The following is a 12,688-nucleotide window of genomic DNA, read 5'->3' as shown; positions in this document are numbered from 1 at the left end:
TTTTTTCGACAAAATTCATCATTATTCCTTATATCGTCATATGTATGAAATATTTAATATAAAAGCAGTCAGTTTATGTGAAAATTTCATTATCATAAAAAAGAAAAGAGCGAGGAATAACACCCTCGCTCTTCTTAGCTTATTAATATACTTTATCACCGTTAAAAATTGAATTTTTTACGATCACATAATCAACATTACGGATTGCATCTAATCTCTTTCCACCTGCATAGGAAATTGACGATTGAAGGTCTTGCTCCATTTCGGTTAATGTATCTTGCAATGAGCCTTTATACTCAACATACATTTTCTTACCTTCAACATTTTTCTTTTCACCTTTTTGGAATTCTGATGCAGAACCAAAGTATTCTTTATAAAGTTTTCCGTCTTTTTCAATTGTTCTTCCTGGTGATTCCTCATGACCTGCAAATAATGAACCGATCATAACCATGGAAGCACCGAAGCGAATTGATTTAGCAATATCACCGTGAGTGCGAATTCCGCCGTCAGCGATAATTGGTTTGCTTGCAGCTTTTGCGCACCAACGAAGTGCAGCTAATTGCCAGCCTCCAGTTCCGAAGCCAGTTTTAATTTTTGTAATGCATACCTTTCCTGGTCCAATCCCAACCTTTGTTGCGTCAGCACCAGCGTTTTCTAATTCTCTAACTGCTTCAGGTGTTCCAACATTCCCTGCGATGACAAAGCTAGTTGGAAGGAGCTTTTTGATGTGCTGGATCATTGCAATAACAGCATTAGAATGCCCGTGTGCAATATCAATTGTTATAAATTCAGGAATTAGCTGTTCACTTGCTAATTGTTCAATAAACCCATACTCTTCCTCTTTAACACCTACACTAATTGATGCGATTAAACCGCGTGATTTCATCATATTAATAAAATCGATTCGCTTTTCTGGTTCAAAACGATGCATGATATAGAAATAGCCATTTTCAGCTAAATAAATTGAAATCGTTTCATCAATAATTGTCTGCATATTAGCAGGAACTACAGGTAATTTAAACGTATGTCCACCTAACGTTACGGTTGTATCACATTCAGAGCGGCTGTTTACAATGCATTTTGCCGGAATTAATTGAATATCTTCATAATCAAATACATTTTCCATGAATAACACCCCTAAACACGAATATTTATTTTTAGTTAAACTAAAAATGTTCGCCCATTGGTACTTTACATCATTTTCATTATATTGTCAAAGCTTTTCATTAAGGTATGTAAAAGTAGGTTTTTTTAAAGCTGCAGCACCTAGCCTCACGAGTCATAAGTCACTCTTGAATAGAAGACAATAAGCACTTCTTTGAGCTTGAGACACACCAGGGAAGAGGTAAGCAGCTCCTCCTATATTGATGTGTCTAAATTTAACACCTAGCTGCTTAAAGTATTAAATGCCTTGCTCCTCACAATATTGATCGATGAGCTTTTCAATTTCGCCTAAATTTGGAGCTTGTCCGGAAAATGTGAAGGGAAGTTCTTCAATAAAGGTTCCTTTTTTGTAGACATGGATTGCACCATTCTGTTCAATAACACTATACTCAGGTTCAAATCGATAACCACTTCGTTCAATTGCACCCATGAAAAAATTGATACCCCCAAATTGTTAAAGTTGTTAATGTTCAATAGTTAGTATGACTTGAAATGGTAATCTTAGTCTTTAGGGGGGGAAGTAGAAAGGGGGTGCTTGTACAAAAATAGTACAAACACCCCCTATAAATAAGGATTATTTTACTGATTCAAAGATTTTACCGGCAATTTGCATCGCTTGTGTTGCCTTTGGAAATCCTGCATATGCCGCACATTGAATAATGATTTCTTTGATTTCATCTTGGGTTAAGCCGACTTGTAAGGCTGCGCGGATATGAACCTCAAGCTGGTCAAATGCACCTTGGGTAATAAGTGCTGTTAGTGTGATGATTTCTCTTTGAGTTAAGGAAAGTCCTTTTCTTGAATAGACTTCACCAAATCCGAAGCCGACAATCATTTCCCAAAAGTCTGGAGATACCTTTTCCATGTTTTCCATCATTTTAAAGGTTTCTTCAGGAACCATTTCCTTTACGGTAGTAATTCCTTTTTCAAATCTATTGTTCTGTTCCATCTTACTGCCTCCCCATCGTTGGTGGAATTTCTTCGCCGTCAACGATTACTTCCACAACAACTGGCTTGTTTGTATCGGCAATCGTTTGTAAGGCTTGGTGCAGGGCAATTTGTAAATCGTTAGGATTAAAGCATTTAAAAGATTGGAGACCCATTGACTCTGCAAAGGCTGCTACATCGAGCGGGGTTTCAAATACTGCTCCAATCGACTTTCCAATCATTTTCCGCATTCCTTTTTCAACCATATCTAATCTACCGTTATTTAATACGATGAATAATACAGGTGATTGATAGTTTAATGCGGTAGAAATTTCTGTTCCATGCATGAACATACAGCCATCACCAGCTAAACAGACAATCGTTTTATCTGGAGCAGCTAGCTTAGCGCCAATTGAATATCCGATAGCATGTCCCATTGCACCGAAAACATCGTCGAAGAAAAACGTACCTGGTGTATAGATATCAAAATATTTTATACCAAAAAAGGTATGACTTCCATCATCGCCAAAAATAATTGCGTCATCAGGAAGGGAATTTCTAACGACCTTTAATGTAGTTTCTGCAGTCATTCGTTCCTCAGCAGAGTTATTTTCCACTTGATTTAGCTGCTTAGGCTTTATAAATTCATTATGCTCAGTTGGGGAAACATCCTTCAGGATTGCCTGTAAATTAGAGCGGATGTCACCAAGAACTGGTGTTGTTGGGACATTGAGTGTTTTTCCCATAAAGGTTGGATCGTAATCAAAGTGGATAATTGATTTTGGATACATTTCTTTTGATAACCCCGCAACTGACATATCACTTAATTTTGTGCCAATGACGATTAGTTGATCGACACCTTGTTTAAGATAATCACTTGCTTCTTGTGTACCTCCTAATCCGAAGGCGCCAAGAGAAAGAGTGTGGTTGGAAATAAACGTCCCTTTACCACCAGGAGTTGTTATAACAGGGATGTTCCAATGCTCAGCTAATAAACGAACTTCTTCATAAGCTTTACTTGAGTGAACACCTTTTCCTAAAAACAATAGAGGACGCTTTGCAGAATTTAATAATTCAACAACTTCGTCGATATGTGGTGATACCATTTCGTTTGACTCTGGTAGATCAAGATCAAATGGTTCAATTTCTTCGAGCATGATATCGAATGCAATCGATAAATGTACAGGACCCTTTACTCCTGTTAATGCTTTTTCGAGTGCATGCTGTAAGTAGATTTTCAGCATATCACCGCGTTCGACTCTTGCGCTAAATTTCGTAACAGGCTTGAACATTTCCGCTAAATCTGTACCAAAGATAGAAGAATCCTGTCCTAATGCTTTACCAGTATCCTTTAATCCTGGATGGCCAGTGATGATCAATAGTGGAATATTTGATGATTTTGCTTGTCCTGCAGCAGTAAGCAAGTTTGTCCCACCTGGACCAGAGGTACCAAGCGCAACACCGATTTTTTGATTCATCATTGAATAGCCTGTCGCTTCAAAGCCTGCCCCTGATTCATGCTTGCTGAGAACAAATTCAATATCATGCTTGTCCGTAGCAAAAATTAAAGGGGACACCGCTTTTCCTGGAATACCAAAAATATGGTTAACTCCCCATCTTTTAAAATTTCTGACTAATACTGATGCACATGATTCCATTGTTAAAGTTTCTCCTCCCCATTTTCTCTCTCTTTTTTGATAGTTATGAAAGAAACCCCTGCTCAATTTGGCTCGATGTAAGTGGTTTACTAAAAATATACCCTTGGATGTGATCGCAATCGTTTTTCTTTAAAAATTGCAATTGTTCGTTTGTCTCAACCCCCTCTGCAATGACTTGAAGATTAAGATTATGCGCTAATGTGATGATGGCTTTTACGATATTTGCATCATTTTCATCATCATTTATATCCCTGACAAATGATTTATCGATTTTTAAATAATCGATCGGGAATTTCTTTAAATAACTAAGGGAACTATAGCCTGTTCCAAAGTCATCGATGCTAATTCCAACACCAATCCCTTTCAATTGTTCAAGGACATTTAAGGAATAATCAAAATCCATTGCCATTGACTCAGTTATCTCTAATACTAAGTATCTAGGATCAAGCTTGGTTTTGTCTAATACTTTTTTCATAAATTCTACCAAATTTTGCTTTAAAAACTGTTGAGTAGAGAGATTAACAGATACTTTAATTGACTTTAGTCCGGAATCTTGCCATTTTTTGTTTTGTAAGCAGGCATGCTCAACTACCCACTCACCAAGCTGAATAATTAATCCTGTTTCTTCAGCTAATTGAATGAATTTATCTGGATAAATAATCCCTAATTTAGGATGATTCCAACGAATTAATGCTTCAACACCTACTATTTCTCCTGTTTTAGAGCAAATTTGTGGTTGGTATTGGAGGAAAAACTCATTCTCATTTAATGCCCTTTTAAGGTCAGACTCAAGCGTTATTTTCTCAGTTAAAAGATGAATTAACTCATCTGTATAAATGGCATACCCATTTTTTCCTTGTTCCTTTGCTTGATACATTGCGTTATCAGCATAAATCATAAATTCTTCAAGATTTAATGGATAATCTGGGTATATGGCAATACCGATACTTACAGATGTATGTATTTCAATCGATTTAAGGCGAAACGGCTTTGAAAACTTCGCCAATATTTTATCAGCTAATTTAGTGATCTCCTGCGGATTTTTAAAATTAGTGATGGTGATAATGAATTCATCTCCACCCATCCGTGCTAATTGAGAATTCTCGCTTATACAGCTTGATAATCTTTTCGCCACTTCTTTTAGAAGGTGATCACCTTTTGAATGACCGAAAGTATCGTTGATGACCTTAAAGCGATCTAAGTCTAAATATAAGACAGCTAACGACTGCTTTTTCTTTTTGTTCGCTTTAATAAATGCTTGTAGCTCTTTTTGAAAATATCGTCTGTTTGGTAAATTTGTAAGGTCATCATGATAGGCTAAATAATTATATTTTTCTTCTATTAAATAGCGGTCAGTAATATCCCTAAATTGACCAAAGGCACCAATAACTCGATCGTTTTCATAAATAGGTTGAGCATCAAATAAACAAACAATAAGGTTGCCTTTTTTACCAGTATATTTTAGTTCAACATTTTCAAATTTTTCTTCATGTTGTAATACTCGTTTGAAGTATTCGCCTGTTATGCCTGATTCGTAAATACATCTTCCAATTACCTCATTTTTATAAAAAGGAGAGATTTCTTCAGCGAAATCATTAAATTCAGTTGTAATCCCTTTTTCATCGGTAATCACAATTCCATTACGTGTTCTGCTGAGCATAATTTGATTCATAATATTTAGCTTTCTATTTTGCTTTCTTAATAGCAGCTCTCTTTCAATTGAATCAACAACATGTGCGAGCATTGTAAGGAAAAGGGGATTTTGAAGGGCAATTGGCATCATTAAACAAACGCTGCCTAATAAGCTATTTTCATCTGTATAATGAAACGCAGCACCGTAACACGCAATTCCATGGAGAAATGAATGGAAATGGTCTTCGCCAATTAATCGAATAGGATGTTTTTGCTGTAAAGCGAGGCTAATTACATTCGTCCCAGTGTCTTCTTGTGTAAATAGACTGCCGATTTGGATGCCGAACTGCTCGACAGTGGATTTAATCGTTTCATCACCAACCATTTCCAACAAGAATCCTTTCTCATCAGAAATGACGATTAAGATAGGAGTACCTTTCAGTGAATCCAAAAGCTTTTTGGAGAAAAAACTAACAACAGATAAAATCTCACTGTATGACTTTCTCTTACTAGCTAGTTCTAGTTCGGTCATCTTCACCTTCGGACTTGCTATAATATCGGGATCCATACCACGTTCTCGACATAATTGTTTTGATTCAGTTATATAGTAGGGTTCTTTTTCATTCATTAAACAGCACCTCTAAAGTATGTACTAATCCTAATTATTTTTATTTATATTACAATTAGCGTTTAAACGTGGAAAAGCGAGTTCCCATCGAGAAGCTTAATGAGAGGATATCGTTCAATCTATACGATTTAATATGATATTGGTGATTATTTTTCTCGGCTTTTTCCAAGAATATTCGAGCTGTAGAATAGATTACGCGAATAATAAAAGACCAATCATTATAGGTTGGTCTTAAATTATGATAAAAACAAGCCCTTACTAGTATTATGTTAGAATCAACAGATTGTGTAAAGGCTTTTACGGTGTTTTTTTTGCTATATTTGTTCAAAATTCGACAAATCTTGAGCATTTGATTTTAGCTTCTTTCTGAAGACAACTTTGCTTAATGTAATACTTAATTCATACAAAAGCAGTAAAGGTATAATAACTAGAACATCAGATATAAAATCTGGAGGGGTAATAAACACTGAAACAATTACTAAGACGAAGTAGGAGATTTTTCTTGCTTTAACAAGCTTGAGAGGATTGATGATCCCTAATTTTGTAAGGAACATCACAACAGCTGGCATTTCAAATAAAAATCCAAAGGGTAATGTTAAGTTCAACATAAATTTAAAATATTTTTCCGCAGTAAAAAAGGTTGCAAACTGATCGCCAATAAGGCCTGTTAAAAAGGAAAGAACAATTGGAAATAAAATGAAGTATCCGAATGCGATTCCAAAAAGAAAGAGAAAAAATAATCCCGGGATAAAGGCTAAGGAGATTTTTTGCTCTGAATGAGTAAGGGCAGGCTTAACAAATCTCCAAATTTGATATGCAGCTACAGGAATCGTACAAGCTATTGCTGTTACACCAGCAATCACCATATAAATCCAAATAATATCTCCAGGACCAAGCAAGGCAAGCTTTCCAGACAAGTCCTTTACTAAAAATTGATAAATATCCTGTACAAAAACGAAACCTAGGATAAAGAAAAGAATGAAGGTAACTCCGGTAATAATAATTCTCTTTCGTAATTCTTCTAAATGATCGGTGAATTTCAATTTTGTCTGATCCATAACATGTACTCCTTTATTAATAGAAGAACGATATAAGCTACTCTAAAGCTCAGTTGGCCATTTTACATCGTTCGCTTTCTTATCGAAAGGCTGTTTACTTAGCGCTTGTTAGTCATAAGAGGCACAAGAATAAACAGCTTCTATTCTTGTGCCACATTTTTGTCATAGGGTATGCAAGCTACTTCGCTTTTTCTTAACTACCCGTTTTTGTTTCGGATTTCTCAAGCTTGACTACTTCTGCTTTTTCGTTGCTTTTTTTCTGTTCGCTATCACCGTTTACTAAATCATTTGTTGCCTTTTTAAATTCCTTAAGTGTATTTCCGAACGCACGCCCAATTTCCGGTAATTTGGATGGCCCAAAGATAATGAGGGCGATGACAAGAATGAGTATTAGACCTGGTATTCCAACGTTTGGCACGATAGAACCCCCTTAACTAAGATAGATTTTGCTTCATAATAAGTTTTGATAAGAGTAGATACGGCTAAGGTCACTTGCCTTATGATCAGCATTGTATAGGAATTCAGTGTAAACACCTTTTATTCTTATACGTTTTATAGCTAAAGGCTAAGCAATGAGCTTCAAGTTTTCCTTATTAAAGGATAGGCATTCCATGACGCTCAAGTGCAGCTGCTTCTAAGATAGACATTCCTTGCTCATCAGCAAATGCTGTTAGCTTATCTGATACATCTGGTGCTAGACTAGCAGGTGGTGCTGCATGGTTCATTGCCCGTTGGCGCGCTACATTGCGACGAGCAAATGGCCCCCAAATCGCAAATGTAATACCAGGTGTTTGCATATTGACAAAAAGCGTCTTTCCATCAGGAGAGAAGGTAGGGCCAGCAAACTCTGAACCATTCATTCGATTTTCTGCAAATGTATAAATATTTCCTTCAGGAGTTAAACCAACGATACGGTCATTTCCACCACCGTCTTCGGCAATCCAAAGATCTCCCCAAGGAGCGATCGTAATGTTATCAGGCATTTCTAATTCATTTTGTGATGTTGATTCGTAGAAGAGCTCCAATGTATTTGTCGCAGGGATGTAACGATAAACGCGACCAAGTGCTTTACTACCTGCACTTGTATCATCAAACCAAAATGTTCCAGCAGAGAAGTAGGCACCTTCTAAACGGCTAAATTGTATACAGCCTAAATCCTTTGCATCCTGCTGAGCGCGCTCTGGGTTTAACTGTTTCCAAACGATCCCGAATTTTTGCCCACTATTTAACTGGCTTGGAGAGGTTGTAGAAATTTCATCAATCGCTGCAGCCTCTAAAATTCCACCTTTTTGAAGGGAACCTAGCTTTTGACTGCGATCATGTGGAGTGAATCGATAGAGAAAGCTTGGACTGCTATCTTCTGTTAAATACCAAATACCTGTTGTTGGATCAACAGCACATGCTTCATGTGAAAAATACCCCATATCGCGAATCGGTGTTTTTGACATTTCATTTTCTGGATCAAGTGGATTTACTTCAAAAACAAAGCCATGGCCTAAATCACGTGTTTCCTCACATGTTAACCAAGTACCCCAAGTAGAAGGGCCGCCAGCACAATTTCGAATCGTTCCAGAATTGGTAACATATTCATCAATCACATTTCTGTTTTCATCAACAATCAGTGCTGTTGTACCGCCAGCAGCACCTTTGCTCCATGGGTTTTTTCCATTAACAGGATATTGAGAGTTTGTCCCATTTTCGTGGTTGCGAACAAGGATGGTTGTGTTTTTTTCACCTTTAAATGCAGCCATACCATCAAATAAAGCTGGAATTAAGTCTCCATTTGGCATTCTTTCACCAGTTTGAGAAATGATCTTATAATGAAAGCCTCTTGGTAAATCGAGGATTCCATTCGGATCCTTTACGAGTGGTCCATAGCCAGTAAAGCCACTAGTTGCGGCAACACCTTCTTTTGCCCCAGTAAGTGATAATAATCCAGTGGTACCTAAAGTCAATGCAACTGTACCTAATCCGCCAACCTTCAGGAAGTCACGCCTGTTTAAGCCATCTTTTCCAATATTCATTCCCGTTTTCCCTCCAAATTTTGATTAGTAACGATGTACAAATCTATGAAACTTGTTCTACATGAAAAAGGTATCAGTTTACTATAAAAATTCTGTTAAGCAAAAGTAAATTTATTAAATGTGAGAAAAAATAAGCTAAAAGTGGCTGTTTTAAAGAACAAAAAGGGAAAATTATGTGAGAAGGGTAAGTCTAAAGAATGAAAAATGAGTCTACACACTGTAATAAAATAGAAGAGAAGGGTAAAAGTAATGCAAAAATAGTAACGAAATAGTACTAAAAAAGATTAAGGGAATTATGAAGTCTATGTTAAAGGAAACCTCATTTATTAATGTGAGAAACTAGTATTTATTTCGAATTCAATACGTATTAAATATCTTGAGATTACTAGATTTGTTCAGGATAGCTTGTGAGAAAAATCTACAAAATTTTTGTAAATCATACGTAAATTTGCATATTTTTCTTTACGGAAAATTAACGAAAAATTCCGAAAGCTGAGTTTTGACGAGGAAAAAGAAGGAAATGAGAGATAATTGTTCTTTTTAACGAAATTATGTCGTGTTTTACGGTTTTTCTAGTTACCTTTAAATTTTCTATACTTCATGTGAGTTGTTCGTCGATTCGTAAAGGTGTGGAAGGGAGGAGAAGATAACTCTTTTACTATTCTAGTAAACAATGATAGTAGAGTTGGCAATGGATTTGGTAACCAAATTTCTAGGAGGAGAAAACATTGAGTATTAAGAAAAATATTGTAACAGGTGTAGCAACGGCTGTTTTAGGCTTAGGATTAATTGGTGGCGGAACATATGCGTATTTTAGTGATACAGTTGCAACGACTAATACGTTTGCAGCAGGAACAATAGATCTTTCTGTAGACCCAGAGGTAGTTATTGATGTTGAGGATTTAAGTCCGGGGAACTGGATGATTCGTTCATTTGATTTAGTCAATAACGGCTCACTTGATATTACACAAGTACTATTATCAACTAGCTATCAGGTTGAAGATGCAAAGGGCGATAATACAGATGATTTCGGTAAACATATTCGTGTTAACTTCCTAGAAAACAGTGATAAATCTGAAGAAACTGGACCTAACGATATCATTTTCTCTACTACTCTCTATGATTTACAGCAAATGACACCAGATGCGGTAGAAAAGAAGGTAATTGGTTTTGATAATGAGATTAGTGGACTTCCAGCTGGAACAAAGGACACAATGTATGTTGAATTTGAATTTGTTGACAATGGAGAGGATCAAAACCAGTTCCAAGGGGATAAATTAAAGCTTAACTGGTCTTTCGAGGCAAGATAATTGATAAATTCTTTTTGAATCGATGAGGGGGAACCTCCCCCTCCACTGTTATAAAATGCTGCCTGCTATTGCGATAAGCCACTAAGAAATGGAAGAAACAGTCTCTTCAATTCCTTAGCGGCTTATACTATAACGTCAATAAGGATTATTTAGGAGGAGAACGTATGGGTGTAAAAGGAAAACTTTTAACAAGCGTTGCTATTGCCTTATGTGGACTAGGTCTTATTAGTGAAGGAACAACAGCGTATTTTCAAGATAAGGAGCCGACAACCAATACGTTTACGACAGGTGTGCTTGAGCTTGGGATTAATAAACCAACGATTATTGATGTCAAAGGGTTAGTGCCGGGTGATACGGTTCATGGCAATTTTGAGCTGACAAATGATGGGAGTGTCGATATGAAGGAAATACTCCTTCACTCCTCCTACGAGGTGATTGACAAAGGGGATCCTAATAATGGTGATGATTTAGGTGATCATCTTGTTGTTGAGTATATTTATAAAGTGAATGAGCGAAAAAATGTAGTCATACAAAAGAAATTATCAGAGCTATCGGGAGAGCCGATAAAGGTGAGCGATGAATTTCCATCTGAAGGCAAAGTAGAGAAATATGCAGTTCGTATTAAATTTGTTGATAATGGGCAAAATCAAAATCACTTTCAGGAGGATGAGTTAAAGCTAAAATGGGAATTTGAAGCTGTCCAACGAGATGGAGATTCTGATTTTTAAAAATGACATGGCAGCATAGAGAGGAGTGAAGGTATGATGTTCTGGCTTAAAAAGCAAACGAAGCAAAAGAAACATCTTACAAGCGGAATTCAACTCATTTTTCTTGGCTATTCTCTTGTCATGGCTATCGGCCTTCTCACTTCAAATACATATTCATACTATCGTGACGAAAACGAAGCGAGCATTGGGATAACAGTTGGAAGCTGGGCAGATATAGATGATGCCGATGGGCACGGAACAGAATTGGAAATGGAAGAGAACGAGCTATTATTAGAAGATAAGGAGGAGGAATAAACAGTGAAACAGATGATGAAATGGGTAAATCGAATGGTTACAAGTATCCTACTTATTTTGTTAGTAAGTATAGCAGGGATCGTCCTCTCTACTAAACTAACGAATGGTGAGCCACAAATATTCGGTTATCAGATTAAAACCGTCTTATCAGGATCTATGGAGCCTACGATATTAACAGGTTCTGTTATTGCTGTGAAATCACTGGATGAAGCGGAACGTTCTAGCCTAAAAGCAGGGGATATTATTACTTATTTGGATGAGGAAAGACTAATAACTCATAGAATTACAGATGTGTTAGCAACAGAACAAGCTGTCCGTTATGAAACAAAGGGGGACAATAACAATTCAGCTGACTCAAATCCTGTCCTAGCAGAAAATGTTATCGCAAAATATGGAGGGTTTATGATTCCATATCTAGGTTATCTCATTAATTTCACGCAAACAGCGAACGGAAGTGTCTTATTTATGATTATACCTGGAGTTCTAATGCTAGGCTACTCAATCGTTACGATTTGGAAAACGATAAGGGAATTAGAAAGGAAGCATGTTCTATTAGAAAAGGAGTGATTTCTAATATGTGAAGAGGCTGATTTGTATCAGCCTCTATTCCTTTATGTTTTGTCCCATTATGCCATAAAAGAAAATTTTCGTGATATCCTCTGTTAAAGGCAAGACTTTTGAATAAACATCATCACGTTGAATATATTCCTTCAACATCTTGATATAAAACATAATCGCTTCATCTGATGTGTTAGGGTCAACATAGCCCTGTTCTTTCCCTTCTTTTATTAGGTCAGTAAATAATGGAATTGTCTTCTTAACATAAATCTCTTCAATATAATTTCCTTCCGTTGTATATTCGTTCATCAAATATTGATAAAACTCTTCATGAATTTGATTTGCAATTTCCCCCTTATTAAATAAAATGGTTTTTATTTTTTCAGGAAAGGAGATATTGGCAGTTACAGTTTTCTGAAAATCATTAATTGCTGTATCTATAAAATAAATCATTACCTCATTGATAAGTGTATGTTTATTTTCAAAGTAATTATAAATCGTTACTTGTGAGACATTCGCTTTTTTTGCTATTTCACTAATCGAAACCTTTTGAATACCGTATTCCAAGAATAACGAGAGTGCCGCTTTTAAAATATCAAGTTTTTTCTGTTCTCTTCGTCGTTGAAATCCGTCCATGTGATTCACCTCATTTATATTTTAATGAAAAAAATGTAATAAAACAATTAATATAGTTCATAAATTATTGT

Annotated in this window: 13 protein-coding genes; 4 read left to right on the top strand and 9 right to left on the bottom strand. The window is 36.3% G+C overall.

Going from position 1 to position 12,688, the window contains the following annotated elements:
• Window positions 1-142: 142 nt before the first annotated feature.
• The 8 genes from guaC to HU235_RS06235 form a co-directional block, all read right to left on the bottom strand.
• A complete protein-coding gene (gene guaC, locus HU235_RS06270; RefSeq protein WP_174879644.1) occupies window positions 143-1,126 on the bottom strand; it encodes a GMP reductase in 984 nt (327 codons plus the stop codon).
• 276 nt (window positions 1,127-1,402) lie between these two features.
• Window positions 1,403-1,594, bottom strand: coding sequence for a YbxH family protein (locus HU235_RS06265; protein ID WP_145581116.1), 192 nt, complete (start codon window positions 1,592-1,594; stop codon window positions 1,403-1,405).
• 144 nt (window positions 1,595-1,738) lie between these two features.
• Window positions 1,739-2,113 (bottom strand): carboxymuconolactone decarboxylase family protein, encoded by a 375-nt coding sequence (locus tag HU235_RS06260; RefSeq protein ID WP_095302607.1) that lies wholly within the window; start codon window positions 2,111-2,113, stop codon window positions 1,739-1,741.
• Between the two features lies 1 nt (window position 2,114).
• Window positions 2,115-3,749, bottom strand: a complete 1,635-nt coding sequence (locus HU235_RS06255) for a thiamine pyrophosphate-binding protein (RefSeq protein WP_174879643.1) — start codon at window positions 3,747-3,749, stop codon at window positions 2,115-2,117.
• 43 nt (window positions 3,750-3,792) lie between these two features.
• Window positions 3,793-6,009: an EAL domain-containing protein gene (locus tag HU235_RS06250; RefSeq protein ID WP_174879642.1), complete on the bottom strand. Its 2,217-nt coding sequence runs from the start codon at window positions 6,007-6,009 to the stop codon at window positions 3,793-3,795.
• A gap of 314 nt (window positions 6,010-6,323) precedes the next feature.
• Complete coding sequence (gene tatC, locus HU235_RS06245; protein WP_095302611.1) at window positions 6,324-7,067, bottom strand: twin-arginine translocase subunit TatC; 744 nt, start codon at window positions 7,065-7,067, stop codon at window positions 6,324-6,326.
• Window positions 7,068-7,260: 193 nt separating this feature from the next.
• Entirely contained in the window at window positions 7,261-7,488 is a 228-nt protein-coding gene (gene tatA / locus HU235_RS06240; RefSeq protein WP_095302613.1) for a twin-arginine translocase TatA/TatE family subunit, read from the bottom strand.
• 172 nt (window positions 7,489-7,660) lie between these two features.
• A complete protein-coding gene (locus HU235_RS06235) occupies window positions 7,661-9,091 on the bottom strand; it encodes an alkaline phosphatase PhoX (protein WP_174879641.1) in 1,431 nt (476 codons plus the stop codon).
• 728 nt (window positions 9,092-9,819) lie between these two features.
• Between HU235_RS06235 and HU235_RS06230 the strand changes: the two genes are divergently transcribed.
• From HU235_RS06230 to sipW, 4 genes are all read left to right on the top strand, one after another.
• Window positions 9,820-10,401 carry a TasA family protein gene (locus tag HU235_RS06230; RefSeq protein WP_174879640.1) on the top strand — a complete coding sequence of 194 codons (582 nt, stop codon included), beginning with the start codon at window positions 9,820-9,822 and terminating at the stop codon, window positions 10,399-10,401.
• A gap of 164 nt (window positions 10,402-10,565) precedes the next feature.
• Entirely contained in the window at window positions 10,566-11,129 is a 564-nt protein-coding gene (locus HU235_RS06225) for a TasA family protein (RefSeq protein WP_174879639.1), read from the top strand.
• A gap of 36 nt (window positions 11,130-11,165) precedes the next feature.
• Window positions 11,166-11,423, top strand: a complete 258-nt coding sequence (locus HU235_RS06220) for a hypothetical protein (protein WP_174879638.1) — start codon at window positions 11,166-11,168, stop codon at window positions 11,421-11,423.
• Window positions 11,424-11,435: 12 nt separating this feature from the next.
• Window positions 11,436-11,990 carry a signal peptidase I SipW gene (gene sipW, locus HU235_RS06215; RefSeq protein WP_174879671.1) on the top strand — a complete coding sequence of 185 codons (555 nt, stop codon included), beginning with the start codon at window positions 11,436-11,438 and terminating at the stop codon, window positions 11,988-11,990.
• Between the two features lie 36 nt (window positions 11,991-12,026).
• Here sipW and HU235_RS06210 read toward each other — a convergent pair whose 3' ends face one another.
• Entirely contained in the window at window positions 12,027-12,617 is a 591-nt protein-coding gene (locus HU235_RS06210) for a TetR/AcrR family transcriptional regulator (protein WP_174879637.1), read from the bottom strand.
• Between the last annotated feature and the right edge of the window lie 71 nt (window positions 12,618-12,688).

This window comes from Metabacillus niabensis, from assembly GCF_902829255.1.
Lineage (GTDB): Bacteria > Bacillota > Bacilli > Bacillales > Bacillaceae > Metabacillus > Metabacillus niabensis.
This window is presented reverse-complemented; position numbering and strand designations above follow the sequence as displayed.